Genomic DNA, 26,172 nt, shown 5'->3' on the forward strand with positions numbered 1-26,172 from the left:
GTTAAGCGGTTGGGCCGCTGAGTACAATGTAAAAAATAATCAAGCCGCCCACGATCATAAACAGGTAGGCAAACACGGCGGTAACGGCTGAAAAAATGCCCTTTAATTTAAATCTGCTTAAATAGATGAGACCAATAGCAAGGAATAAGGAGATGATTCCAGCAAAGGATATGTACATATTCAGCATGGATTCAGACATAAATGGCCCTCCTTTGGTGTACATTCGACTTTTGACATTATACCATATCCTGTTCGTAAACGGATACATAAAAAAACCGGGGTGCTCCCACCCCGGGTGACTAAACAATTCCCTGACCAGCTCATGTGTAATGATTGCTGCGTGATATCTTATGCATACGATGGAAAGACCGCCTCCTCAGGCGCCCACCAGTTCGCAATTATTTCAAGAATTTACCTAACGTATTCATATCCAGAGGCATATTCTGACTAATAACGGCTTCAACGATTTTGTCTTCCTTCTGCTTGGATATGTTTTTGCCGGCGACCGCTGACAACTGCCGGACCAGCCCCCGCACCGTTTTTTCGTCCGAAAAGTCTGCGTGCTGGACCTTATCAGCGACCTTGAATACATCCTGAGCATCGATGTTTGCTTTTTTCTTCAGGTGATCAAAAATACTCTTTTGAAAATCACTCATGAACAATTGACCTCCTCGTGCATTAGGTTCTGTGTAGTATATGCACAGAGGTCATGATGTGTCAGTCTTTCAACTGCTGGTCAAGGATATTTGTCAAATCCTCCATTTCATGCCTGCGGATCCGTGTCATTAATTGATCCACGACATCACGCGGACCCTTGTTCTCAAACAAAATCTGGTAGATTCCTGTGGTGATGGGCATGTCGACATTCTGATCGGAGGCGAGTTGATAGGCCGCCTTGGCTGTGCGAACCCCTTCCACAACCATCCCCATATCTTCAAGCACCTGTTCAAGTCCGCTGCCCTGACCAAGCTTATACCCGGCACGCCAGTTTCTACTGTGTGAACTTGTACATGTAACAATCAGGTCACCGATTCCAGTCAAGCCTGAAAACGTCAGGGGATTCGCTCCCATGGATGTACCCAGACGTGCGATTTCAGCAAGGCCTCTCGTGATAAGCGCCGCCTTGGCATTATCTCCATAACCCAGACCATCGGAAATCCCCGCTCCTAAGGCAATGATGTTCTTCAAGGCTCCACCAAGCTCCACCCCGACAAGATCCGGGGAGGTATATACACGGAAATTATGGTTGATAAAGATATCCTGCACTTTTTCGGCCACGGTTAGATCGGCAGCCGATACCGTTACCGTCGTCGGCTGCCGGCGGCTGACTTCCTCTGCATGACTCGGCCCTGACAACACAACAATATCTTCATAACTTTCTTTTGGAATTTCTTCAGCTATGATTTCAGATACCCGTTTGTAAGTTCCGGGTTCAATCCCTTTCGCTGCGTGAGTGAGGATGACTTTATCCTGTAGAAGATCCTTCAGCTGGGTGCAGACCTCCCTTATGGCTTTCGTCGGAACAGCCAATAGGATATGGCCGGCCCCTCGAACGGCTTCAGCCATTTCATGTGTGGCCTGGAGCTGTTCAGGAAGTGCTACACCTTCCAGGTATTTTTCGTTTGTATGTGTGCGGCTGATCTCTTCAGCCAGACTTTTCCGATGTGCCCACAAATGGACATCATGGCCATTATCAGCGAGAACGAGAGCCAGGGCCGTCCCCCAGCTTCCCGCACCTAAAACCGCTATCTTTTCCACAGTATCGACTCCCTTCCTACAGCTTAACTCCGTTTTCTTGCAAAGATTTTAATAGGAGTTCCTTCAAATCCAAATGCTTCCCGGATCCGATTTTCCAGGAATCGTTCGTACGTGAAGTGCATAAGTTCAGGTTCATTCACAAAAACCACAAAGCTTGGTGGTTTCACGGATACCTGGGCAGCATAGAAGATTTTCAGCTTCTGTCCTTTAATGGAAGGAGAAGGATTCATAGCCAGAGCATCCATGATGACTTCATTCAACACGTTGGTCTGCACCCGTTTGGCATGATTTTCGCTGACTTCCAACACTCTTGGAAGCAGGGTATGAATGCGTTTTTTCGTCTTGGCAGACAGATAGACAATCGGTGCATAATCAAGGAATCGGAAGTTATCCCGGACTTTATCTTCGAATTCCTTCATCGTTTTTTCATCAGTATCCAGCGTGTCCCATTTATTCACGACAATAACGACCGCCTTACCGGCTTCATGGGCATATCCGGCAATTTTCTTATCCTGTTCCTGGATCCCGGTATCTGCATCAATCAACGTTAAAACAACGTCGGAACGCTCAATCGCTTTCAATGCACGGAGAATGCTGTATTTCTCTGTAGATTCATACACTTTTCCTCGCTTACGCATTCCCGCGGTATCGATGATGACATAGTCACGACCGTCTTTCGTAAATGGTGAATCAACCGCATCCCTTGTCGTTCCGGCTATATCGCTGACAATCACACGCTCTTGACCGAGCAGGCTGTTTACAAGCGAAGATTTTCCGACATTCGGTCGTCCAATCAAGCTGAACCGGATGGTATCATCATCGATTTCCTCCTCGATCCGTTCAGGGAAGTGTTTAACCACTTCATCAAGCAGATCCCCAAGGCCCAGGCCATGTGTGCCGGAAATCGGGAAAGGTTCACCGAATCCCAGGGAATAAAACTCGTAGATATTCTCCCTCATCTGCGGGTTATCCACTTTATTTACAGCCAGTACGACAGGCTTATTGGATTTGAAGAGCAGTTTTGCCACCTCTTCATCGGCTCCGGTAATGCCGTCACGGCCATTGACCATGAAAACGATGACATCCGCTTCATCTATAGCCACCTGTGCCTGAGCACGCATCTGCACAAGAAGAGGCTCGTCCCCGATTTCAATGCCACCTGTATCAATGACATTAAAGGTGGAGGTGAGCCATTCGGCTTCTGCATAAATCCGGTCTCTGGTTACCCCCGGCGTGTCTTCTACAATAGATATTCTTTCTCCAACCAGCCGGTTGAATATTGTTGATTTACCGACATTCGGTCTTCCTACGATTGCAATTACTGATTTTCTCATGAAAGGATCATCCTTTCTTCATTCTATTTTCATTATTTCATGTTTCAACAGCAGTGAAAAGCAAAAAAAGACTGCTCCCCTACGGCTTGATGGTTTCCGCCCATCACCCGAAGAACAGCAGCAAGCCATTAACTTTTTTATCTTAGCAGACTTTAGGAAAAGAAACAATTCTTTCTTCAACGTTCAGTGCTTGACAATAATATAGAGCTGGTCACTCAACCGGTGGGCGATTCCATCTAAGATGGCTTCCAAATTAGCGGCCACCGCCTCCATCTCCTCTTTTGTTTCACACTTGAAAACAGCAGCACTTCCCTGGACTTTATTATCCAGTGTCGTAATGGAGGCGAGGATCGCTTTTTCCATTTTCATTTGCTATCACCCACTCCGTTTCCCTGGTTTTTGTATCGCATTTTCCAGCACCGGTACATTGGCTATGACTTCTCTGGCACGGGCGGGATCCTTCTCCTGGGGGAGGATGAATACACCGATCCGTCCATCATTCAAGTCACGCTTAATGAGTGGCACAAGAGCCGGAGTCCCGGAATCACGGAAGACCCCGAGCGTTACAGACACATCATGAAGAATTGCCTGCCGCTGGCCGAGGTTGGCAATCGTAGAACGGATATTAAAAGATTTAGGCGTCAGGATAAACCCCATCCCATACCTCAGAATTTCATCCTGCCGTTCAGGGAGACCAATATTCATAATATAAATGTTATCTACGTAAAGACCAGCCCCATCGAACATGAGCTCCCTCTGTTCAATCGTTACGATATCGCCCAGTTTAGAGCCACTCATTAAGATGGAGGACAATACAAAACAGGCCGCTGCCGCCCCGAGAGCGGCCCACATATTCACTGCAAGGTAGCAGAGCGTTACGATGAAAGATGTAAAGATCACCAGATAATTCCGGCTTTCAAAGGCTACAGCAATCCCTTCGATATACGTGTTCCCACGAGGTACGAGTTCATAGCTGTCCATTTCAGCCAGTGTATTTCTCTCCATGTTCCGCACCTCTCTGAACTGGGACGCAGCCAGCGTCAGAAAAGTAACAGCTGTGAATTCCTTTTCCATAATAGATGGAATGGCAATGGTCCCGAGAGCAGCGGCAATAAACCCCAAAGACAAATGGATGATCTTTCCATGCAGATAGGTCGGATACTGACGGTAATCCGTCCGCATCATAAACACCCTCAAAACGGTTCCTGCGATAATCCCAAACAAAATGGGATATGTATATTCATTCATGCATATGCGTCTCCCTTATGTTTACTTTTTCCTGCTCCTGCATTATTTTTCTTCAATGCACGTAAACCATGCACAAAAAGAAGAAATAACAACCCTTTCAGAACAAAAACAAGCATCGGCTGGGCCGTTACCACCCCTTCCTTCCCATAGAAACGGAGAACAACATAGGTGAGGGTCATACCTGAGCCGTTGATCAACAACCAGAGACCAGCCATTCCTCTCAAATCAGTCACAATCATCCTCAAAAGCAGGACCACGACAAACCCTATCGAAAATCCAGGCAGGTGCATCCAAACCGGATGAATGATGATAAAAAGGCTGGCGGACGCATAACCAATGCTTAAGAAAAACAACCATAAATAAACCACCAGCGGCCTTTTGTGAAAATATATAAGATATAGACCAAATAGGATAAGAAGGGCGAGGTGGGCATAAAGGTAGGCGGATGGGGAAATGATACTCCAGCTGTATGTACACATAAGGATGAAAAGAAAGAACAGCAAGGCTGTTCTTGTTCGGGTGTGTTTCATAAAAAACCAGGCACAGATGACAAGCACCCAGGCATACCAGTAAACCGCCATACTTTCCAACTCCTTCACTGTCATTATGGAAGGTTTTGGACAGCTTTAAACATGGAGCACATAAAAAAAGACCTATGACTTCACTGTCATAGGTCTTTCCCGCGGGTAAGCCCGCGGTCATCTGCTTTTTTCAAGGATGGAACAGGTTTAAGATATACGGACAGACTTCTGATACAGGAAGTATACCTTATAGAAAGCTTTTTCAAGATAAGTCTTCGTTCCCATCACCTCTAACAAAAGAGGATTGATAAAAACACGGCTGCCGTCATAATTCCGGCAGCCCGAGAGATTACCAGCGGCCATTCGTTATCCTCTGCTCCTGCCACGCTTTTGTTTCTCCTGTCAGAACAAAAGGCTTATCAGGAAGTTCTTCAGGGCTGGAGGCGTTTAAAAGCATCATAGCCATCTTCAATTCCTGGTGGATATGATGGATTTCATCGATTAAAGCTTCCCTGCCTTCCTCTAGAAGAACTTTTAACAAAGAACCAGCCATCCCGAATCCGCAGGCTCCAAGAACCATAGCTTTCGCCCCATCCAGTCCGTGTCTGATGCCTCCTGAAGCGAATATGTGCATGTTCTGGCTGCTGCGCGCCTCAAGAATAGAGGCTGTTGTAGGTATCCCCCAGTTATTAAAGGAAGAAAAAGGCTTTTCCCTCCGGAGGTTTTCCACTCGTGAGAAGTTGGTTCCCCCCCGGCCGCCGACATCTATGTAACGCACGCCGATATCGTATAGCGTTTGTGCCGTTTCCACCGACATGCCGTAGCCGACTTCCTTGACGACCACAGGGAGATCCATCCCGTGTGCGATTTTCTGGATGTTCGTCATCCGGGCAGTAAAGTCCCTGTCCCCTTCCGGCATGATTAATTCCTGCAGGGTATTGATGTGGATCTGCAGCGCATTCGCGTCAATCATACTGGCAGCTTCTTCCGCCTGCTGCAATGATGCCTCACTGCCCACATTGGCGAATACCACCCCATCCGGGTTCATTTCTCTTACGACTTCATAGGTTGATCGTTCTTCCGGTCTTTTGATTGCAGACATCTGGGAGCCGACAGCCATTCCTATACCGGTTTCCCTTGCTGCAATAGCAAGATCGCGATTGATTTCTCTTGTCTTTTCTCCGCCTCCACCGGTCATGGCATTAACAAAAAGAGGGGAACTTAATTTAAGTTCCCCCGCTTCTGCCGTTAACGTGATTTGATTGAAATCCAAACGGGCCAGGCTTTGATGAACGATTTTCATATCATCAAAATGGTTATAAGGCGCCCGTTCATGACCTAAAGCATGGCGGATATGATCAATTTTTCTTTTTGATCTACTCATATCCATCACCACGTACGATTTATTTTTTGTATTTATCCAGCTTGTCACCAATCATATCGCTTAGAGAAAAGCCGGAATTGTCTTCTTCTCTTTCATATTGTTCAATATCCGCGCGCGTTTCATCACGCTCCAGTTCTTTCATGCTTAGAGACAGGCGTTTCGCCCCTTCATCCACATCCAGAACTTTCACTTGAACAGTCTGGCCTTCTTCGAGCACCTCATCCGGCGTCCCGATATGGCGGTTGGAAATTTGAGAGATATGCACAAGACCTTCGACTCCAGGGAAAACTTCCACAAAAGCACCGAAGCTTACAAGGCGGCGTACCGTACCTTCAAGAGTTTCTCCGGAGTTCACCTTATTCTGGATATCGTGCCAAGGTCCCGGCTGTGTAGCTTTGAGGGAAAGAGAAATTCTTTCATTGTCGCGGTCAACAGAAAGCACTTTAACCTTCACGGACTGGCCTTCTTCAACCACATCTGCCGCTTTCTCCACATGCTGGTGGGAAAGCTGGGAGATATGTACAAGACCGTCAATACCTCCGAGGTTTACAAACGCGCCAAAGTCAGTCAGGCGCTGTACTGTACCTTCGATGACCTGTCCTTCCTCAAGGGATTGAAGAACTTCCTGCTTCTTGGCTGATTCCTCTTCTTCCACGACCGCACGGTGAGAAAGAATGACACGGTTCTGCTCCCGATCAAGCTCAACCACTTTAAGAGAAAGTGTTTTCCCTTTGTAGTCTTCAAAATCTTCCACATAATACGTTTCAACGAGAGAAGCTGGAATAAATCCACGAAGACCGATATCTACAACAAGACCGCCTTTTACAACGTCCTTGACTTCTGCTTCGAAGATTTCTCCACTTTCGAATTTAGCCTCAAGATCCTGCCACGCCTTATCGGCGTCTACAGCGCGCTTGGAAAGTACGATTTCATCGTCTTCCACTTTTTTCACCTGCAGGGTCAGTTCGTCCCCTTCATTAACTGCGTCTGATGCTTTTTCAACATGAAGGCTGGATAATTCACTGATGGGTACAATCCCCTCGACTTTATATCCAACATCTACAAGGACTTGTTTTTCTTCGATTTTCACGACCTTACCAGTCACGATGTCCCCTGCAGAGAATTCTTTCATTCCTGATACTTCCTGATTCATTTCATCCATACCAAGCTACCTCCTTCAATTTCCGACACAACCTAATAATACAGAAATGCCCTTTTGTCTAACTTCTAATATTTAGAGCATTTTGTCAAGTGATTACGCCATATCATTCATGAATTTTATGCAATTGTCTGATTTCTTCCATGATCCGGTCTGTTACGACCTGGGCCGACGCTTTCTGTTCACGGTATTCCGACATGTCTATCGGTTCTCCATAAACGACCTTCAGACGCTTAAACTTTTGATAAGGTCCGATGATAGCACACGGAACGATCGCAGCTTCAGATCGAAGGGCGAAGAACCCGGCACCGGCAAGTCCCTGACCGATTTCCCCGCTCTTCTGTCTTGTCCCTTCAGGGAACAGCCCAAGGGCGTGACCTTCTTTAAGAATATCCAGACCCTTGCGGAGAGCATTTCTGTCTCTCATCCCGCGTTTAATTGGGAACGCGTGGACTTTTTTCAATATTCCCCCAATCAAAGGGTTTTTAAACAACTCTTCTTTGGCGAGGAAGTAAATATTCCGGCTGCTGGTAATTCCAACCACAGGCGGGTCTACATTCGAAATATGATTGGAACAGATAATAACCGGTCCATCTGCCGGAATATTTTCCTTCCCTACAACCTTAATCCGGTACAGGGGATAGAAAATGACACTGCAGAGCAGCTTACCAATTTTATAGAGGCTCATCGTTATTCCCCCTTTGGACTTTTCTGTTTCACGATTTCCAGGATACGGCCGACGACTTCTTCAATGTTCATCGATGTGGTATCCACTTCAACGGCGTCATCCGCTTTGAGGAGCGGGGATACAGCACGGTTGGAATCCAGCTCATCACGGCGGCGGATTTCTTCTTTTAATTCCTCAAGGTTTGAGGGATATCCTTTTTCCACATTTTCCTTATGGCGGCGCTCCGCTCTTTCGTCGACAGATGCGATCATGAAGATTTTCACTTCCGCATCCGGCAGCACATGGGTTCCGATATCACGACCGTCCATCACAACACCTTTGTCCTTAACCAATTCCTGCTGACGGCGTACCATTTCCTCCCGCACTTTCCTGTGTTTTGCTGTAATAGATACCTGGTTGGTCACTTCTGCCGTGCGGATGCGCTCAGATACATCACTCTTATCTACGAGGACACGCTGGCCCTCATCCGACTGGACAAGGTTCAAATCCGTTCTGTTTAAAAGGGAAAAAAGAGCGTCCTCATCCTCAAGCGAGACATTTTCCTCGATGGCTTTCCATGTCAGAGCACGGTACATAGCTCCTGTATCCACGTAGATAAATGAAAGTTTTTCTGCGACTTTTTTTGCTACTGTACTCTTTCCGGCAGCCGCTGGACCGTCAATTGCAATCGTGATTGTGTTCATCATACGTTCTATTTCCTCCATCTGTCCTGACTACAGGGTGGAAACCGATCCTACCCTTGTAATGACTACTTTTACCATTGTTCAGAATAACACAATCCCAGGGAGAAAATCTATTTAAAAAGCTAATTCAGCGCTTTAGCCCGCCACTTCATCTGTTGTTCAAAGCAGTAGCGGATGATCTGCTGGCGGTCTCTTTCCTCTATATCCGTAAACTCTACCGATATACGGGCCGTTTGGCTGGAAGTAGCCGGGACCACCCGGACAACCGAACCTGCTGCCAAGAGATAAAAATAATCTCCGGCATTCATAGGAAGCACAATGGTGAAGTCCATCCCATCCCCTTGTTGAATGTCATGATGCGGAGGCTTCGTAAACATCATCCCCCCACCACTGATGTCACTGGTTACGGTCGTGAAGGAATAATCAGAAGAGCGCGCGGCTACATCCACGGCTGCATCCACCCGCACGTAACGGCGCCGTTGAATACGCACAAGATCATTCACCCCCGGAAAAGAAAGGACAATGACCGGTATGTTTTTGATTTTCCGCGTCAACACTTCTGTTTTAAACCAGTACACGCAATCATCTTCTCCCACAAAACTCGCATGAAACAGCGTCCCTTCATAAAAGAAACCTGTTTTTCCTGTTTCCGTATGGATGGGATAATCAATGTATATCCGCTCCTGTTCAATATCCACGAGTCTGCACCTGTACTTATCGGGCACATCTTTTGAATGTCCGTCCGGAACCTCTAAGATGACGGATGTTCCTATAGGAAAAATCTCCATTTAAAACCCTCCCTTGACATGAATCAGTTAAGGGAATTATCTCATTATAAAGAAGAAAAAGGAAGAATATAGGCACAAAGTTTTAAGAAAAAAGACACCCTCCTGTTGGAAAGTGTCTTTTTCCTATTAAATTTCCTGATTGAATTTCATTTCTGCTTTCTTCAACGTTTCGACCTTTTCTTCTTCTCCTGTGGATGCATTTATGAATATACGGTAGGTTGTATTTTCCATCGTAGTTAGAAATTCATAACACAGCACCTGTTCCTTCAAATCATTTTCAATCACAGACAAATGATGTTCCTGGACATCCACGTTCGGATTCACTTTGGAGCGTGCTTCTTCCAGTGTAATTTCCGGCTCATTCAAATCCTGGTCCTTATGATAATCGTAATAATCTCTGGCCGACAGCCCCAGGACCTCGCCATTATCCAAGGCAACTTTAACAACGACGGCATCCGGGAAAAAGCGGACATCGTTTTTCGTATAAAGGAAGCGGAAGACACCCATTTTGTCATACTGGTTGCTTTCTACAAGTTCAAGATTGTCAATATCCAATCCGCTGACAAACTCCTTGGCCTTCTCAGAAGCCTCATACAGACTTATTTCAGGATCATTGACGTCCCGGCTGATCATCATAGTCAACGGGTGTCCACCTTTTTCAGTAAGGTCGATATACCCGTTTTTATCTCCTTCCTGGAAGGAGGCTGTATAAGTAGGAACATCTGCTCCTTTTCCTGATTTCGTCAGCGTAAGCTTCTCGGTATCCACTTTTTCAAGCCATTGGGAAGCTGTTTTCTTCGCTTCTTCCTTGGTCAGGTTTTCTCCTTGAAGATTGCGGTAATTTTTCTCAGGCCCGGAACTTCCAAACCCGACCTCTGTAACAGAGCTTTCAAAGCTGTCCATCGATTTTTCAACTGTTTTAAAACCATTGACAATCGTATTATCACCGGCTTCATCATTCGTGGCCAGCGCCAGCTCCACATCCATCCAGCGAAGGTTGTCACTCAACACTACATTCTGCACTTTCCTCAGTTCGCTTTCAATCTCCCCTGACTTTTCGTGCAGTTCTTCCAGCAGTTTAACCTCTTCATCACTCAGCGGTTTTTTCTCCAAGTCCCTCACCGCTGTGCGGTAGGCAAAATCACCAACGTCGTAGAGAAATTCTTCTGTCTTGCTAAACGGAAGCAGCGTCAGGGGCAGCTGCCCGACATCCGAATTAGCTTCAGAAGAAATTTTCCATATGTCCGCAAGCTGCGGGGAAAGACTCTGCTTGGAATTCATAGCCAGGCTGGAGCCGATCTTGTCATGAAGGAGATCGATGTTAAACGTAAGGTCATGAAAAGCGCGTTGATAACTGTTTTCCGCTTGAATAAGAACCGCATTTTTATCCTGATTCTCCTGATACCCCCATACGCCAAGACCGACAGCGGCAATACTTAAGACAACAATAAAAGACCACCTGATCATACTCGCACCTCCTATTTACAAAAGATATGTTTTCCAATCTGCTTGATTTGAGGTCTTGTCCAAATCCAGTCTGAAGTGGCGGTATTTGGATTAAAGTAGTACAACGCCTGTCCGGATGGATCCCATCCATTGATGGCATCCATGACCGCCTCCTTGGCCTGATCGTTCGGCTCGAGCCAGATCTGACCGTCTGCCACGGCTGTGAATGCCCGAGGTTCAAATATGACCCCTGATGCTGTATTCGGGAACGAAGCACTCTGAACTCTGTTCAATATGACAGCCGCAACAGCCACCTGACCTACATAAGGTTCCCCCCTGGCCTCGCCATAGACGGCATTCGCCATAAGCTGAATATCATTTTGTGAATATCCGCTCGGAACGTTGACAGCTGTCGGCTCATCCGGCTGTCCCCCGCCCTGGTCCCCTCCCTGGCTTTCCGGCTGTTTTGAAGATGGAGGAGATTGACCGGAAGGCTGCTTCGTCTGCTGGCTTTTTGGAACGCCGCCATAATGGGTGAAGTCTTTGCCTTCCTGGATCTGTTTTTTTACATATCCTTCATCGTAATTACTGGCTTTGACAAGCTTATCCTTCACTTCCTGACCGGCCAGGCCATCAATGTCCAATCCAAATTCATACTGGAAATTCCGAAGCCCCCAATAAGTCCCCCAGCCGAACACACCATCAATATCGCCATTATAAAAGCCGAGATACTGGAGCCTTGCCTGCAGTTCAATGACATCATCGCCTGTTGCCCCCTGCTGGATGACCTGATTGGAAAATCCATGAACTGGTTTGCTCCATGTGCCATCTGCTATTGGAAATATCAGCAGGACCAGACCTGCAGTAACGACCATTGTTTTCTTCCATAACATCCACCATACACCCCTGACGCAATAATTTAGTTATGGAAGTAGTTTTTTACTTACGCCGGACTTTATACATTCCCGTCATCTGTACTCGATGAAATGGATTTCTGTAAAAACGCCTGCAGGTAATTTTTTGATTGAAAAACAGGTGAATGGCAGTAAAAAAACACCCTCATCAGGGTGTCTCTTGATTTCTATGATAGATGGATTCATGATGATCGTTGGCGAGTCTGATTTTTCGAATTCCGACTATCCATAAACCGACCATAAACGGGGTGATCCAATACGCCCACGTATCCGTCTGAATCGTGATGATGTAATCATAAATCGTATGTAATACAACAGGGATGATAAGCGCACAGGCCAGAGACTTTCGGATATGGACCGTTGTAAACTTCGCCTTACCCATATAATACCCCATGATGATGCCGAACAGGGCATGGGAAGAAACAGGAAAGACCGCCCGGAGCATCGCAATTTCAATCCCTTTATTAAAAAGGAAAAGAACATTTTCGATCGTCGCGAACCCGAGACTGACCGCTCCACCGTAAATGATGCCATCATAGTGGTGATCGAAATGAGAATGTCTGTAGGCGACAAATAATAGAAAAAACCATTTGAAAAATTCCTCCAGGAGACCTGCAAGGAAGAAGGATACAAATAACTGGTTTGTAATGACCTGTTCCGTCTCAAAGGCATACTGGATAAACATGATGGGAAAAACCATAATGACGCCGATAACAAACATCCGTATAATAAGAGGGAGAGGCTCAAGTTCTATACGCTTGCTTAAGTATATGAATGTCATGATGGCCACAGCAGGTGATATGGCAGCGGTCAATATGGCCAAGGTAATCAACCCTCTCTCTTTCTTTCAACTAAGATTCATCGTATCATGAAGAATAAAGAAAAGGAACTATCGATATAGAAAGTTGGTGGATGATTCATGAAGCGCATTTTAATCATACATACAGGTGGAACCATCTCAATGAAAGAAGATAAGGAAACCGGTGAAGTCAATACCTCCTCCCGCCATCCGCTGGAGGAAATCACAACAGTTCTTCAAGGACAGGTGGAAATTGAGGATGATATTCTATTCTATCTTCCTTCCCCGCACATCCGTCCCGACCATATGTTGAAACTCGGCCGCTATATCCATGAAAAAATGGCCAGACGAAATTATGATGGCGTCGTAATCACTCACGGAACAGACACATTGGAGGAGACAGCCTACTTCCTGGATTTGTTCTTACAAACAAGAAAACCCGTCGTCGTAACAGGAGCGATGCGTTCAAGTAATGAAATAGGAGCGGACGGGCTCTACAACCTGCTAAGTGCCATAAAGGTGGCGAGCTGTGATGAAGCCCAGGACAAAGGTGTGCTCGTCGTTATGAATGACGAAATCCACACAGCCAAAAATGTAACGAAGACGAGCACAAGCAATGTTGCGACTTTCCAGAGCCCTCAATACGGGCCTATCGGAATTACGACAAAATCAGATGTCTTTTTCCACCATAAGATGACCCGGCATGACTCCTATCCGATCCAAAACATAGGCAAACGTGTGTCTTTGATTAAAGCATACGCAGGGATGGACGGCGATTTAATCGATGCGGTACGCGAAAGCCGTGTGGACGGGCTGATCATTGAAGCACTCGGACAGGGTAACCTCCCTCCTGAAACGATGGAAGCACTGGAAAGAACAATTAAGGAAGGCATTCCCGTTGTCCTTGTTTCCCGCTGCTATCAGGGAATCGTCCAGGACACTTACGGCTATCCCGGAGGCGGACGACAGCTTAGAAATATGGGCATCATCTTCGCAAACGGCCTGACAGGTCCAAAAGCCCGCATCAAGTTAATGGTGGCTCTGGAGATGACGGCGAATATGACAGAACTCGAGCATATGTTCAGCTGAAAAAAAACGTTCAGGCGGGTGCCTGAACGTTTTTTTACGCTTTTGATTCCGCTGCGATGGAAGCAGCGATTTTCCCGCCGTGGTGGCGTCCGTTTTCAATAAAGACTTCATTGTTGTTATATCCGGCAGCGATGACACCGGCAATATAAATGCCTGGAACATTCGTTTCCATTGTGTCCTCATTAAAGGATGGACGCCCGGTTTCCTCGTTTATCTCCACGCCCATTTTCGTCAGGAAGCTGTGGTCAGGTTGATAGCCCGTCATTGCAAAGACAAAGTCGTTCGCCACACTTTTTTCTTCCCCATTGCATTCATATCGGACGGCATCCTGAGTAATCTCTTTTACGTCGGCACAAAATTCCATGGTAACGATTCCTTTTCTCACAAGGGCTTCAAACTGAGGGAGAATCCATGGCTTGATACTTTTCGAATAATCTTCACCACGATACAGAACGGTTACCCGAGCACCTGATTTTTCCAGTTCCAAAGCAGCATCCGCTGCCGAGTTTTTTCCACCGATGATGACGACATTCTTGTTGTAATAGGGATGCCCCTCTTTGAAGTAGTGCATCACTTTAGGAAGCTCCTCCCCCTGGACACCCATGAAGTTCGGCTGATCATAATAGCCTGTCGCAACGATTACATGGTCCGCTGCATACGATGATTGTTCACCCGATGATTTTTCTGTATGGATGATGAACCCGCTAGTTTCTCTTTCAACCTTTTGAACCTTTTCGTACGTATGCACCCGCAGGTTCTCTCTCTCCGCCACCGCACGGTAATAAGCAAGCGCCTCATTACGCACCGGTTTCTGCCTTTCAGAAATAAAAGGAATTTCACCAATTTCCAGTTTTTCACTGGAGCTGAAGAAAGTTTGATGGGTCGGGTAATGATAAATAGAATTTACAATATTCCCTTTTTCAATGATTAACGGTTCAATACCAGCCTTCTGAAGTTCAATAGCTGCACTCATCCCACAGGGACCGCCGCCGATGATGATGGCTTTTTCTTGTTGATGCACGTATAACACTCCTCTTTCCAACAACGTTCTTCCGTTCATTTCAAAAAAATGAATCTCCTACCATCATCATGATAGGAGATTCCATTTATAGAATCAAGTTATATCCATCCACGGAAACGGGATGCTTCTGCCATTTTTCTGACCCCGACCATATAGGCGGCCAGTCTCATATCCACGCGCCTTGTTTCTGATGTACGGTAGACATTGTCAAAACCTTTGACGATGACTTTATGAAGCTTCTCTTCCACTTCTTCTTCTGTCCAGTAATATCCCTGGTTGTTCTGTACCCACTCAAAGTAGGAAACGGTTACGCCCCCGGAAGAAGCCAGTACATCCGGCACAAGAAGGATGCCGCGCTCAGAAAGAATTCTCGTTGCTTCGAGTGTCGTTGGCCCGTTCGCTGCCTCTACGACAATGTTCGCTTTCACGTTATAGGCGTTATCTTCTGTAATCTGGTTTTCAATAGCTGCGGGAACAAGAATATCACAGTCAAGCTCCAGCAGTTCTTCATTCGTAATTGTATTGTTGAACAGGTTGGTCACTGTGCCGAAGCTGTCACGACGGTCCAGAAGATAGTCAATGTCAAGACCATCCGGATCGTGAAGCCCTCCGTAGGCATCCGATATTCCGACCACTTTAGCACCTTTATCATGCATGAATTTCGCAAGGAAGCTTCCGGCATTACCAAAGCCTTGAACGACGACTCTTGCGCCTTCGACATTGATGCCTTTTTTCTTGGCGGCTTCTTCAATGCAGATGGTTACGCCCTTCGCTGTCGCGGTTTCCCTTCCGTGGGAACCACCGAGCACCAGTGGTTTACCTGTAATGAAACCCGGGTTGTTAAATTCATCAATGCGGCTGTATTCATCCATCATCCACGCCATAATCTGTGAATTGGTAAATACATCGGGAGCGGGAATATCTTTCGTCGGGCCTACGATCTGGCTGATCGCCCGGACGTATCCCCGGCTGACTCCTTCCAGTTCACGGAAGGACATTTCCCTCGGATCACATACGATACCGCCCTTACCTCCGCCGTACGGAAGATCGACAATACCGGCTTTTAAACTCATCCAGATGGAGAGCGCTTTGACTTCTTTTTCAGACACATTTGGATGAAAACGGACGCCGCCTTTGGTTGGACCTACAGCATCATTATGCTGGGACCTGTACCCTGTAAAGATTTTAATCTGATCGTTGTCCATTCTTACAGGAATTCTTACGGTCATCATGCGGACAGGCTCTTTCATTAATTCATATACTTCATTAGGGTATCCTAATTTATCAAGTGCTTTTTTAACCACGGTCTGCGTGGATTTCAACACGTCAAGTTTGTCATTTTTTTCGTTTGCATTGTCTGCAGGCTTATCGGCTACCATCCATTTACCTCCTATATCATCCATTCGATTAGGGCTCTTCTTTCAGTGAATAGTATACACGTTCCTCTGCCTGTTGGAAAGGTCGAAACCAGCTTTTTCATCCGTTTTCACAAAGAAGTTGTAAGCGATTACACTTTTTTCTCATATGCAGGCTGGGACAGATCCACGAACGATTGGATTAAATCATCATAACTTAAGCCGATCTCTTGAGCGGCATCAGGAAACAGACTCGTCGGCGTCATTCCCGGCAGGGTATTGACTTCAAGAATAACCGGTTCATTTTTATCATTAATAATGAAATCCACGCGTGAATAAACGTCACATCCCAGCAGCTGATGAGCACGAACGGCATCTTCCTGAAGCTTCGCCGTCATATCAGCCGGCAGTTCAGCTGGTACGATATGTTCACTTCCACCTGGTTGATATTTTGAATCAAAATCGTAATAATCATTCTTCGGAATAATTTCAATGACCGGAAGAGCCTTCTCTTCCCCTCGGCGCCCCATGACGGGTACAGTTACTTCTCTTCCTTTTACATAGTCCTCTACGAGAATCATAGAATCCGACTGTGCTGCTGTTTTAACCGCCAGGCCGGCATCTGCCTCATCCTTTACGATGGTCAGTCCCAGTGTGGACCCTTCCTGGTTCGGTTTAATGACATAGGGAACCTGAAACTGCTGCTTGATCGTATGTTCAATCGAAGACCATTGACTCTCATCTGTAACATCAAAAGCAGCGCTCTCCGCTGTGTTCAAGCCGTTAAGGGAAAAGATCTGCTTGGATTTAGCCTTATCCATGGCCAGAGCAGAAGCCAGCACCCCTGAACCAACATACGGGAGCCCCTTCATATCAAGAAGACCTTGAATCCTTCCGTCTTCGCCAAAGCGTCCGTGCAGACCGATGAATACAAGGTCCACATCAAGCGCTGTGACCTGGTCCAGATGATCCGGGGAAAAATCGACGGCCGTAACCTCATGGCCTTTATTTTTCAATGCTTGTATAATTCCCTTCCCTGTAGACAAGGAAACTTCCCGTTCCCCTGAGGTTCCTCCATATAACACCGCAATCTTCATTTCCTACACTCCATTTCCTACCACGATATAGATTTGCCAACCTTTATAGTAACACGTTTGACAATAGGCCTTCTATCCATAAATAAAAAGAACGAGCTTTTCTTCAAGACTCGTTCCTTCATCATTAAGAGAAATGTTTAGTTATTGATTCACAGGCATCTTTGTCCATAATCGATTTCCCATATTCCATCAGCCGGTATGAGGTTACGGCTGTGGCTGAAGCGTATTCAGAAAGCAGGGCAATGACCTGATCCTGGTCCAGGTGATCTATTTCTTTATCTTCCAAAAGCATATAATAGGAATCCTCATAATGATAAATACTTCCCCCTGTCACACCAAGCTGATGCAGGTGGATCCCCGCCTGGATGACGTGTTCGAAATCAGAAAAGGAAAACATCATTTCCTTGCTCTCATCAAGGGTTACCTTCATTTCAAGGTAGTCTTCGTCATCTTCCTCAATATCAGCAGGCTCTGTTCTTGTCACAACGACAAGCATGCCTTGTGCCTGAAGCAGATAAACCTGCACGAGCAGAACTCCTGTAAGCTCTACTCCGAGCTCTATGCCTGCGTCATACATCATATCGCTGAATATCCGGTGTACGCGAGGTAGATCATTCCAGAGTTCCTCGCGGGAGAGGCCCCGGTCCATTAAATCGTCAAAAGTAAGGAAAATCTTGAATTTTTCACTCGTCATTCTCTCTACTCGCATATGATCGCCCCCCTGGTCACGATGTGTTATCTATATAGTATGATGACCGGCGCCAATATGGCACCTTTTTTCAAATTATATCCGACATTTGAAGCCGGGGGCAAATATAATTTCCCAGTCCATCAGTTCATTTGCAGCCACTGTTCCCATGCACGCTTGGAATTTCCAACGATAAACGGCTGTATCCGTTTCTTGTCCAATTCAGAAAGCCGGTCATAGGCATACCCGCCGAGACCTATCTTAAGAGAAGGAAATTCACGCTGAAGCGCATCGGCCAGACGAATCGTGATCGGTATATTTTTCTTTAGTGTACAGGACATAAACATATAAGCGGGGTCAATTTCATTGATCACAATATCGATATCTCCTCCTGCGATGCTCTGGCCGAGATAGATGACATCATAACCTTTCCGCTTCAAAAAGAGGGCAAAAATAAGCAGGCCCAGTTCATGCCGTTCATTCGGGCCGCATACGAGCAGAGCTTTAGGAAGCATACTGTCCGAAGGAATGGAAAGAAGCATCATGCCTATACGGGAGCGGATAAACTGACTGGCAAAGTGCTCGTGGGCGCTTGTGATTTTGTTTTCCTCCCACAAATCCCCGATTTTCACGAGAATCGGACCGATAATATCAATCGCCACCGTTTCAGGCGTGAACAGACTGAATGCATGATCAAGATGCCGCTGAGCGTCATTCTCATTAAACGAAAGAAGGCTGTCCAGCAGCTGATCACCAATTTTATCAAGCTGTGTGCGGTTTTCTGAGTGCTCATTATGGGTGACGGCGTCTTCATTGCTTTCCAGGAGTGAAACCGCCTGTGATATCGTAAAACCTTTATCCACTTTTTCCATCAACCATTTTAATATCCTGATATGCTCATCTGTATAAAGCCGATGACCTGCTTCATTGCGGGAAGGACGGATCATTCTGTATCGACGTTCCCAGGCTCGGAGTGTTCCAGGCTGGATGCCCAGCATCTGTGACACCGCTTTAATATTATATTTTGCTTTAGTCGTAGCCATAAGCCTGCCTCCAAGTAAGTCTTTTACTTTAATTATATAGGAATCAAACGGATTGTGTAAAATTTGTATATTCTTTATGCAAGGTTTTTAGAAGAATCCTTTACATATCCGCTGATGTCAATGACGTGACACTCTGCTCTTGTCCCAAGTCTTAACGGCAGAAGGGATGTTCCGTACCCTTCACTCACCAGGTGAGGAACAGAAGCCCTTCTGCTCCATCCTCCGCGCTGATAGGGACCTATGCCGAACAGCCTGATCTGTCCCCCGTGAGTATGACCACTCAATACAAGATCATACTTGTTTTTTTCCTGGACATTCATCTGACTGTATACATAGGGATCGTGTACGCATAAGATCCGGAAACAGGAAGAATCAGCCAGTTTCAGCGACCGCCTCGGCTTCAGGAAATAAGGGTCAAGACCCGTTACTATGAACGGTGTTCCTCCTATTCCTTCTCCGTCCACATCTTCATTGGACAACGTTACAACCCGATGTCTGTCCAATACGGCCGTCAGTGGTTCTTCGATCAGTTCATGATCATTGTTGCCTGGTATAAAGTAAACCGGTACTTCCCAGTGTTTCAAATTTTTCAGGTTCGTCTCAAGTTTAGAAATGGATGTCCGTTTATCCACCAGGTCTCCACCAATAATGACAGCATCCACCATCCCGGCTTTCTTTAATGTTTGTTCTTTAATGATGCGGTTATGTATATCAGAGATAAAGAAAATACGCAGGTGGTCTCCGTCTTTTCCAAAGGCGTTCTGCACCTTTTCCTCTCTGACATGATCTTTACCAGCCAGGTACCTCATATACAACAGCACACTCAGCCCTGCCACAGCCAATACAAGTATCCATATCACCAATTCCAGCCCACCTCCTTGTTTCCCGCAGCGAAAATATCATCATAGCATATCCAAAAAAACACCGCTATGCCCGGATAGGCACAGCGGCAGTGGTTATACATGTTTGACGCTTAAGATTCGAAAACCTGACTTTTCAAGTTTTTTCGTAAAGGCTTCTATATTATCATTTTCCTCGATTTTCAAAACGATTCTCCTTGCCAGCTTATCTGTCTCGTCAAAGGTAGCAAGAGAAATCACGTTTTCGTGATAGTTTTTGATGATGTCCCCCAGCCGTTCAATCCGGCCCTCAGACTCTTCTGACGTAAAGGCGATCCGAATGCCTTGTTTCTTTACACCAAAGGCACTCTCAAATTGTTCAATCACATCATACCGTGTCACAAGCCCTTGAAAAACACGATGGTCATCCACCACCGCGAGTACAGCAAAGCCCTTGAACATAGGTAGTGTGCGTTCAAACACTTCTTCATTGGTAATACAGAAATCTTCATATCCGGCCGCTTCCCCAGCAGGGGTTTCTTGCAGGAAAGTCCCCGTGTCTTGCCGACCGTCCTTTTTATAGCAGGATTCATAAATCATTTCCTTCGAAATCATACCTTTGAAAAGGTTCCCCTCCAGTACAGGCACAGCTTCGATGTCTTTCTGCTCCAACAATTCCAGCACGTCTTTCAAACTGGTGTTTACATCTGCTGTAAATGACTGATGAACTGGTTTCATGATCCCTTTTACAAACATACCTGTCACCTCTTTCTTTTATGGTCAGTACCTTATTCGCCTGAAGCCGGCGGTTCTCCTGCCTTAATCAGAATAGGACAACATTTGGACACATATATTTTTGGAGACAAAGGGAGTGTTGAAATATGTATACACCAGTGAAGTGCTACCACCCTTATTACGGGCCTTTTGATCCGTGTCCACCCATCAGGACCAAGTGTTACCAGACACCACCTAATTTATACCTCGGATTCCAGCCAATGAACCTGCAGCAGTATCCTCTGCAGGAAGCTTTGTACAAAGGAACCTTATGGCCCTGTCTTTATGACCCCTACCCGACGCCCGTACCTAAAGGAGGTAAAGGATGAAGCAGGGTCAATCCCACGATCAGGAGCGCTATTCCTTGATGGAAAAAATTCAAATGGTCGATTTCGCTCTGGTTGATTTAACGCTTTATTTGGACACACATCCCGAAGATACGCAGGCGGTTCAGCAGTTTAATCAGCTTGCAGTGGAAAGCCGGGATTTGAAAACCGTCTTTGAACAGAAATACGGCCCCCTCCGGCAGTATGGAGGCAGTTTTTCCGGGTATCCATGGAACTGGTCCGATGCCCCTTGGCCATGGCAGGTGTAAATCTTTGAACTTTAAGGAGGTAGAATATGTGGTTTTATGAAAAGAAACTGCAGTATCCGGTTAAAGTAACGGAATGCAACCCCAGACTGGCCAAATATCTTATCGAACAATACGGCGGAGCGGACGGGGAACTGTCGGCCGCCCTCCGTTATTTGAATCAGAGATATACCATCCCTGATAAAGTCATCGGTTTATTAACAGATATAGGAACAGAAGAATTCGCCCATCTTGAAATGATTGCAACCATGATTTATAAATTAACGAAGGATGCTACACCTGAACAAATGAAAGAGGCAGGGCTTGGTGCGCATTACGCCAACCACGATCACGCTTTGTATTATCAAAACGCAGCAGGTAGTCCTTGGACAGCTACATATATAGCAGCCAAAGGAGATCCCATTGCTGATTTGTATGAGGATATAGCTGCCGAGGAAAAAGCACGGGCCACTTATCAATGGATCATTAATATGTCCGATGATCCGTGCCTCAATGACAGCCTCAAATTTCTCAGGGAGCGGGAAGTCATCCACTCCCAGCGCTTCCGTGAAGCTGTGGAGATTTTAAAATTCGAAAAGGACCGGAAACAATTCTTTTGACCGTTCAGCGCTCCACCGTGATTTCTTCATGGTAGGGCGCTTTTTCATTCAGATTCAGCGGCTGAAAAGATATCCCCTTGAGCCATTCGCCCCATAAAGGATAAGAGAAGATAAAGCAGATGAGAACTATGAATACGATAAACCAAAAACTGATCCAGGCGGTGCTGACTTTCCACCTGACTCTTCCCGTTCTGCTCGTATGGACCTCCTGCCGCGGCGGCAGCCCCAGCACGTCGAGGTCTTCCTGTTCCTTTTCTTCATGGATTTCGCGTTTATCCGTCTGATGCATGCTTCTCCCCCCATTTCCCGAGTCTGATCCAGACACCGAGAACAACATCAATGATGAAATGAGCTGTAATGGTAACAGGGAGACTTCCTGTTACTTCATACATGTACCCGATAAAGAAACTGACAAATAAAACCGATAGCAGCAGCACCACCCGTGTTAAGTAACGGATATGCAGAATGGCAAACAGTACACTTGCCGTTATATAACCGAACTCATGATGGAGGACGCCCCTGAACAGCATTTCCTCGCTTACGGCAACGAGCAGAGTGATGAAGATAATTCCAGGAAAAGACCGGCTCGCAAAAACCCTTTTATTGACTCCTCCATCATCATAAGCCCTCACAGGTAAAACATACAGGAGAAACAAATCAATGAGAAGGATAATAAGTCCTGGAATGACACCGTAAAGCCACCAGTGCCTCCAGTTTATGTGAAATTGCTCCTGCCATTCCGCAAGAAACGAATCAAAAAGAAAGGCACTTGCTACGACAGCGGCAGACATAATGATCATCTGCGTCAAAAGGAGGTGAAAGGTGATTTGTTTGTCTGACATTTCCTGGATCATTTCCTGCTGGGCCTCACGCATGGGGCGGCCCCTGATGAAAAATCATCTGCAGGCGCTCTCTCCAAGATTCTGCTGCCGGAGTTTCCAATGATTCATGAAAGGTCAGATGATTTACAGAAAAACCACAGGCATCACAGCATGGAACATAAGGCGGCCGGATATGGTCCTGAAAAGATTGGTATAACGCTTCCCTGCGGCATCCTGTATGATGGATCCATGTCAGCATTTCCGTAAGTTTCCCCTGTTTATAGGTCCACCGTTCCCGCAGCAGCGCATGCAGCCGGCTCTCGAAATCCATCGGAAACGGCTGAACCTTTCCATGATCCAGCACGCCCCGCTCTTCTGCCTGGTATTTGATGAAATTCCACTGCGATTCAGAAAGTTGAAGCTGCTCCATGATCGATGCGTCCTCCAAAAGTCCGCGTCCTTCCTGACGTTTCAAATAACCAAGGACCAGATCCAGCTGCTCCCGCTCAGGCAGCTCACTCTGGATAAGCATTTGAGGAAGGTAGTGATCTTTTTTTGTAAACAAAACGAGACTGGCAGAAGGTTTTCCGTCCCTTCCCGCACGACCGATTTCCTGAATAAACGACTCGGTCTGGGCCGGGAGGTGAAAATGAATAACCAGACGGATGTCTTTTTTATCCACGCCCATACCAAAGGCACTTGTACAGCAGATCACATCCAGCTGCCCATTCATAAACTGCTGTTGAACGAGCATACGGTCCGTCTGTTCCATGCCTCCGTGATAGAAGGCGGTCCGGTGGCTGAGCTTCTCTCTCAGCACAAAGCTTACCTTCTCAGCCCACTGGCGGCTGGAGAAATAGATCATCGTCGGTGCGTGTATATGGGAGAGGATGTTTACGATTCTTTCTGTTTTCTCGTCGGGGCTTTGGACTTCCTCCACTGACAGGCTGATGTTCTGTTTATCCATAGGATAGATATGGCGGACCATCCCCGGACGGTTTAGTTTCTCCATGATATCCCCCTGGACTTCAGGTGTAGCAGTGGCGCTCAGAGCAAGTACAGGAGGGCTCCCTATCGAATCAATGATCCGGTGCAGTTTCAGATAATCTGTACGGAATTCGTGCCCCCACTGGGAGATGCAGTGAGCTTCGTCAATGACAAAAAGTGGAACGGTCATTCGTTTAAAGTCCTCCTGGAGCCGTTCATTTTGAAGCATTTCCGGTGAAATATAGACAAGATCATACTGATCAAGGTTCTGAATCACTTGTTTTTTTTCCTTAATGTCCATAAAGCTGTTCAATGCTGTAACCGATTTATATCCGGCTGCCTTCAACTGCTTCACCTGATCGACCATCAAGGATATAAGCGGGGAGACAATGATGGTTGTTCCTTGGAGAAGCCGTGCGGGCAGTTGATAGCATAAGGATTTACCCGTGCCTGTTGGAAGAATCCCCAGAACATCGTTTCCGTCCATCACATCCCGGATGACATCTTCCTGCCCTTCCCGGAACTGGTCAAAGCCGAAATATTTTTTTAATGCTGCTGCTAGCTGTGTACTCAAGATAATGGCTTCCTTTCTATGTGCGTGCTCCGCCCATGAGCCAGAGCCAGGCGGATTTCAAAGTAATCATAGACGCCTCCAAGATCCTGATGAATGTGCTTCAGCCGCTGGGTATTCAAATCAACCGCTTTTTGATTGATCTCCACGACCTGGTCCGCCGTCAAAAAGGGAGAGACGTCAAAGTCAGGAGTTACAAGGGCGGCTTCCACAATATGATCCTGTATCGTGCTTTTCTTCAAACGCCGGATAGTCACAATCTCTTCAAGGGAAAGCCCCTGGGCTATAAGCTGATAGGTTTTCCCCGCGGACGCTGTAACGAGATGGGAGGCTTGAAGACCGCGGGTGCATAAATGGAGGACAGGATAGGCATCCTGGTCCATTTTTGCCTGCTGAAATAGATAATAGTACGTATGTCTCAGCCCCAGCAGGACATCCTCCTTGGACATCCTGAATTTTTCTTTAAGCTGATCCATAGTCAGACCTATCCACCCTCCACCCGTAAGGCGGTGAGTAAACAGCTCCGCCTGGATTGGATCATGACCAGAAAGAAGCCTTTCCAGTTCTTCATACAAGGATTGGTTGAGGCGGGCCAGCTTATTCTGGAAAGTGGCGAACACCTTTTTCACCCATAGCTGGGCTTCTGGATTGTCAACAATGGCTACATAGGACTGAATCCCCGCTTCTTTATTCGAAGACGCCTGTACGAGAAGGTTTAAACGGGAAATGAAGGCCGGGACCACTTCATGCCAGGTCATCCCCTGAAAATACGGGAACGTGTGCGGAGACGGCTGCCGGCTGTTTTCTGTTATGTGCGGGAAACTCTGCTCATTCAGAACGATTTCTCCACGATGAGACATCTGGTCGATCACGGTATCCAGTCGTCTGCGGTCCAGCTCTGGAAAAATACCGAACAGATGATCAAGCTGATATGCTTTGGCATCCTGCATGGTCTGGGAGGATCTTTTCCCTGTCAGCATATTAAAAATACCAGATACCGTCCGTTCCCCTTTAAACCGCTGGATGCAGTGAAGAACAATAGATTCAAACATCCACCCACCACCTTTCTCGTTTGATTTTTTCATCGTTCGTACAACACGCCCTGAAAAACAGCTCCTAGTCAACCATTTGAAAAATACAGGGGGGAGATTTACAATAGGACGTGGACCACTTTCATAGACAATGCCTGTCAATATAGAATGGTTAGAAAAAGGAGGGGAAAACCCTTTGGCGAAATACACGATGGTCGATAAAGAAACCTGTATTGCCTGCGGGGCCTGCGGGGCTGCTGCTCCGGACATCTATGATTATGATGACGAAGGACTTGCCTTTGCAGTGATGGATGATAATGAGGGGACGGAAGCTGTACCCGATTTATATGAGGAAGATATGGAAGATGCCTTTGACGGCTGTCCAACCGATTCTATTAAAATTGCGGAAGCTCCTTTTCATGGAGATCCGTTGAAATTCGAATAATATACACCGGCCCCTTTTAAAAAGGGGCCTTTCTTATATGTCACGTGCTATCTTCTCCAAATGGAGTTCTGCCTCCACACGATTCCATGTTGAAAAAAGCCTCGTTCCCGCTCTACTGATGCGGAAATGTCCGCTCCTTTCATTTCGTTCGAGCTTAAAACTGCTTTTTTCAGTGATGACCGTCCACGTCACCGGCAGGGTGGATGGGACTTCCTCCCCGGCGTTTATATGAAGATGGGCAGCCGTTTCCAATATTTCCAGAGGCGCATCGCCCAAGACTCTCCTGATGATCTCACTTTCTCTGAAGAGCGCACAGACCGCTGTGACCGTCGTCCACCCAGCCGTCGTTCGCTGCTTTTCTATTTGAACAAGGGTCTTTTTGGACAGACCAATGATTTCAGCCATACGGTTCTGTGTGTATCCATATTCCACCCGGATAAGCTTCATTTTTCGAGAAATTAATTGCTGTATCTCCATTTGATCCATCTGCATGTCTCC

General features: G+C 46.5%; 32 protein-coding genes. 5 read left to right on the forward strand and 27 right to left on the reverse strand.

Annotated features, from left to right (window positions below):
• Position 1: 1 nt before the first annotated feature.
• The 15 genes from ACXAJH_RS03460 to prsW form a co-directional block, all read right to left on the reverse strand.
• A complete protein-coding gene (locus ACXAJH_RS03460; protein ID WP_027954426.1) occupies positions 2 to 199 on the reverse strand; it encodes a DUF2768 domain-containing protein in 198 nt (65 codons plus the stop codon).
• A 199-nt stretch (positions 200 to 398) separates the two neighbouring features.
• On the reverse strand, positions 399 to 656 hold the full coding sequence (locus tag ACXAJH_RS03465; RefSeq protein ID WP_027954427.1) for a stage VI sporulation protein F: 258 nt from the start codon (positions 654 to 656) through the stop codon (positions 399 to 401).
• Positions 657 to 717: 61 nt separating this feature from the next.
• Complete coding sequence (locus tag ACXAJH_RS03470; RefSeq protein WP_474968695.1) at positions 718 to 1,758, reverse strand: NAD(P)H-dependent glycerol-3-phosphate dehydrogenase; 1,041 nt, start codon at positions 1,756 to 1,758, stop codon at positions 718 to 720.
• Between the two features lie 23 nt (positions 1,759 to 1,781).
• Positions 1,782 to 3,092, reverse strand: coding sequence for a ribosome biogenesis GTPase Der (gene der, locus ACXAJH_RS03475; protein WP_474968696.1), 1,311 nt, complete (start codon positions 3,090 to 3,092; stop codon positions 1,782 to 1,784).
• A gap of 183 nt (positions 3,093 to 3,275) precedes the next feature.
• Positions 3,276 to 3,461 carry a capping complex subunit for YIEGIA gene (locus ACXAJH_RS03480; protein ID WP_027954430.1) on the reverse strand — a complete coding sequence of 62 codons (186 nt, stop codon included), beginning with the start codon at positions 3,459 to 3,461 and terminating at the stop codon, positions 3,276 to 3,278.
• 6 nt (positions 3,462 to 3,467) lie between these two features.
• Complete coding sequence (locus tag ACXAJH_RS03485; RefSeq protein ID WP_474993104.1) at positions 3,468 to 4,340, reverse strand: YIEGIA family protein; 873 nt, start codon at positions 4,338 to 4,340, stop codon at positions 3,468 to 3,470.
• Positions 4,337 to 4,921: a YphA family membrane protein gene (locus ACXAJH_RS03490; protein WP_474993105.1), complete on the reverse strand. Its 585-nt coding sequence runs from the start codon at positions 4,919 to 4,921 to the stop codon at positions 4,337 to 4,339. Before ACXAJH_RS03490 ends, ACXAJH_RS03485 begins: the two co-directional genes overlap by 4 nt.
• A gap of 289 nt (positions 4,922 to 5,210) precedes the next feature.
• Positions 5,211 to 6,245: a type 2 isopentenyl-diphosphate Delta-isomerase gene (gene fni / locus ACXAJH_RS03495; protein ID WP_474993106.1), complete on the reverse strand. Its 1,035-nt coding sequence runs from the start codon at positions 6,243 to 6,245 to the stop codon at positions 5,211 to 5,213.
• Positions 6,246 to 6,264: 19 nt separating this feature from the next.
• Entirely contained in the window at positions 6,265 to 7,407 is a 1,143-nt protein-coding gene (gene rpsA / locus ACXAJH_RS03500) for a 30S ribosomal protein S1 (RefSeq protein WP_027954434.1), read from the reverse strand.
• Between the two features lie 103 nt (positions 7,408 to 7,510).
• Positions 7,511 to 8,092 (reverse strand): lysophospholipid acyltransferase family protein, encoded by a 582-nt coding sequence (locus ACXAJH_RS03505; protein WP_474968700.1) that lies wholly within the window; start codon positions 8,090 to 8,092, stop codon positions 7,511 to 7,513.
• 2 nt (positions 8,093 to 8,094) lie between these two features.
• Positions 8,095 to 8,778: a (d)CMP kinase gene (gene cmk / locus ACXAJH_RS03510; protein WP_474968701.1), complete on the reverse strand. Its 684-nt coding sequence runs from the start codon at positions 8,776 to 8,778 to the stop codon at positions 8,095 to 8,097.
• 119 nt (positions 8,779 to 8,897) lie between these two features.
• The gene (locus ACXAJH_RS03515; RefSeq protein WP_474968702.1) at positions 8,898 to 9,563 is read right to left on the reverse strand and encodes a flagellar brake protein; all 666 of its coding nucleotides are present in this window, start codon (positions 9,561 to 9,563) and stop codon (positions 8,898 to 8,900) included.
• Between the two features lie 126 nt (positions 9,564 to 9,689).
• Complete coding sequence (ypeB, locus tag ACXAJH_RS03520; RefSeq protein WP_474968703.1) at positions 9,690 to 11,030, reverse strand: germination protein YpeB; 1,341 nt, start codon at positions 11,028 to 11,030, stop codon at positions 9,690 to 9,692.
• A gap of 11 nt (positions 11,031 to 11,041) precedes the next feature.
• The gene (gene sleB / locus ACXAJH_RS03525; RefSeq protein WP_474993107.1) at positions 11,042 to 11,902 is read right to left on the reverse strand and encodes a spore cortex-lytic enzyme; all 861 of its coding nucleotides are present in this window, start codon (positions 11,900 to 11,902) and stop codon (positions 11,042 to 11,044) included.
• A 169-nt stretch (positions 11,903 to 12,071) separates the two neighbouring features.
• Positions 12,072 to 12,746 carry a glutamic-type intramembrane protease PrsW gene (prsW, locus tag ACXAJH_RS03530; protein ID WP_474971371.1) on the reverse strand — a complete coding sequence of 225 codons (675 nt, stop codon included), beginning with the start codon at positions 12,744 to 12,746 and terminating at the stop codon, positions 12,072 to 12,074.
• Positions 12,747 to 12,842: 96 nt separating this feature from the next.
• On the opposite strand from prsW, the gene ACXAJH_RS03535 reads away from it, so the two are divergent.
• Positions 12,843 to 13,811 (forward strand): asparaginase, encoded by a 969-nt coding sequence (locus tag ACXAJH_RS03535; RefSeq protein WP_474968706.1) that lies wholly within the window; start codon positions 12,843 to 12,845, stop codon positions 13,809 to 13,811.
• 34 nt (positions 13,812 to 13,845) lie between these two features.
• Here ACXAJH_RS03535 and ACXAJH_RS03540 read toward each other — a convergent pair whose 3' ends face one another.
• From ACXAJH_RS03540 to ACXAJH_RS03570, 7 genes are all read right to left on the reverse strand, one after another.
• Positions 13,846 to 14,784 (reverse strand): YpdA family putative bacillithiol disulfide reductase, encoded by a 939-nt coding sequence (locus ACXAJH_RS03540; RefSeq protein WP_474993457.1) that lies wholly within the window; start codon positions 14,782 to 14,784, stop codon positions 13,846 to 13,848.
• A gap of 146 nt (positions 14,785 to 14,930) precedes the next feature.
• Positions 14,931 to 16,211 carry a Glu/Leu/Phe/Val family dehydrogenase gene (locus ACXAJH_RS03545; RefSeq protein ID WP_027954443.1) on the reverse strand — a complete coding sequence of 427 codons (1,281 nt, stop codon included), beginning with the start codon at positions 16,209 to 16,211 and terminating at the stop codon, positions 14,931 to 14,933.
• 128 nt (positions 16,212 to 16,339) lie between these two features.
• On the reverse strand, positions 16,340 to 17,284 hold the full coding sequence (locus ACXAJH_RS03550) for a D-alanine--D-alanine ligase (protein WP_474968707.1): 945 nt from the start codon (positions 17,282 to 17,284) through the stop codon (positions 16,340 to 16,342).
• 124 nt (positions 17,285 to 17,408) lie between these two features.
• A complete protein-coding gene (locus tag ACXAJH_RS03555; protein ID WP_474968708.1) occupies positions 17,409 to 17,993 on the reverse strand; it encodes a genetic competence negative regulator in 585 nt (194 codons plus the stop codon).
• A gap of 122 nt (positions 17,994 to 18,115) precedes the next feature.
• Positions 18,116 to 19,015 carry a MerR family transcriptional regulator gene (locus ACXAJH_RS03560; protein ID WP_474993108.1) on the reverse strand — a complete coding sequence of 300 codons (900 nt, stop codon included), beginning with the start codon at positions 19,013 to 19,015 and terminating at the stop codon, positions 18,116 to 18,118.
• Between the two features lie 74 nt (positions 19,016 to 19,089).
• Positions 19,090 to 19,875, reverse strand: coding sequence for a metallophosphoesterase (locus tag ACXAJH_RS03565; RefSeq protein ID WP_474970398.1), 786 nt, complete (start codon positions 19,873 to 19,875; stop codon positions 19,090 to 19,092).
• A 96-nt stretch (positions 19,876 to 19,971) separates the two neighbouring features.
• Entirely contained in the window at positions 19,972 to 20,610 is a 639-nt protein-coding gene (locus ACXAJH_RS03570) for a CBS domain-containing protein (protein ID WP_474971369.1), read from the reverse strand.
• Positions 20,611 to 20,735: 125 nt separating this feature from the next.
• Here ACXAJH_RS03570 and ACXAJH_RS03575 point away from each other — a divergent pair, with 125 nt between their 5' ends.
• From ACXAJH_RS03575 to ACXAJH_RS03585, 3 genes are read left to right on the forward strand one after another with little or no spacing between them, the layout of a single operon-like run.
• Complete coding sequence (locus ACXAJH_RS03575; RefSeq protein ID WP_027954449.1) at positions 20,736 to 20,957, forward strand: spore coat associated protein CotJA; 222 nt, start codon at positions 20,736 to 20,738, stop codon at positions 20,955 to 20,957.
• On the forward strand, positions 20,954 to 21,223 hold the full coding sequence (locus ACXAJH_RS03580; protein ID WP_474968711.1) for a spore coat protein CotJB: 270 nt from the start codon (positions 20,954 to 20,956) through the stop codon (positions 21,221 to 21,223). Before ACXAJH_RS03575 ends, ACXAJH_RS03580 begins: the two co-directional genes overlap by 4 nt.
• 26 nt (positions 21,224 to 21,249) lie before the next feature.
• Positions 21,250 to 21,819: a manganese catalase family protein gene (locus ACXAJH_RS03585; RefSeq protein WP_027954451.1), complete on the forward strand. Its 570-nt coding sequence runs from the start codon at positions 21,250 to 21,252 to the stop codon at positions 21,817 to 21,819.
• 4 nt (positions 21,820 to 21,823) lie between these two features.
• On the opposite strand, the gene ACXAJH_RS03590 is transcribed toward ACXAJH_RS03585, so the two are convergent.
• The 4 genes from ACXAJH_RS03590 to ACXAJH_RS03605 are packed head-to-tail and all read right to left on the reverse strand — an operon-like array spanning position 21,824 to position 25,250.
• The gene (locus ACXAJH_RS03590) at positions 21,824 to 22,108 is read right to left on the reverse strand and encodes a hypothetical protein (protein WP_474968712.1); all 285 of its coding nucleotides are present in this window, start codon (positions 22,106 to 22,108) and stop codon (positions 21,824 to 21,826) included.
• Positions 22,092 to 22,694 (reverse strand): lysostaphin resistance A-like protein, encoded by a 603-nt coding sequence (locus ACXAJH_RS03595; RefSeq protein ID WP_474971367.1) that lies wholly within the window; start codon positions 22,692 to 22,694, stop codon positions 22,092 to 22,094. Before ACXAJH_RS03595 ends, ACXAJH_RS03590 begins: the two co-directional genes overlap by 17 nt.
• The gene (locus ACXAJH_RS03600; protein WP_474993110.1) at positions 22,687 to 24,201 is read right to left on the reverse strand and encodes a RecQ family ATP-dependent DNA helicase; all 1,515 of its coding nucleotides are present in this window, start codon (positions 24,199 to 24,201) and stop codon (positions 22,687 to 22,689) included. The genes ACXAJH_RS03595 and ACXAJH_RS03600 overlap by 8 nt, the downstream gene beginning before the upstream one ends.
• On the reverse strand, positions 24,198 to 25,250 hold the full coding sequence (locus tag ACXAJH_RS03605; protein ID WP_474971366.1) for a YpbB family protein: 1,053 nt from the start codon (positions 25,248 to 25,250) through the stop codon (positions 24,198 to 24,200). Before ACXAJH_RS03605 ends, ACXAJH_RS03600 begins: the two co-directional genes overlap by 4 nt.
• A 175-nt stretch (positions 25,251 to 25,425) precedes the next feature.
• Here ACXAJH_RS03605 and ACXAJH_RS03610 point away from each other — a divergent pair, with 175 nt between their 5' ends.
• Entirely contained in the window at positions 25,426 to 25,674 is a 249-nt protein-coding gene (locus ACXAJH_RS03610; protein WP_027954456.1) for a ferredoxin, read from the forward strand.
• Between the two features lie 33 nt (positions 25,675 to 25,707).
• Here the strand turns inward: ACXAJH_RS03610 and ACXAJH_RS03615 are convergent, their stop codons facing one another.
• Positions 25,708 to 26,160 carry a helix-turn-helix transcriptional regulator gene (locus ACXAJH_RS03615; protein ID WP_474971365.1) on the reverse strand — a complete coding sequence of 151 codons (453 nt, stop codon included), beginning with the start codon at positions 26,158 to 26,160 and terminating at the stop codon, positions 25,708 to 25,710.
• Between the last annotated feature and the right edge of the window lie 12 nt (positions 26,161 to 26,172).

The sequence above is a fragment of the Halobacillus sp. ABD4_316 genome (assembly GCF_056161385.1).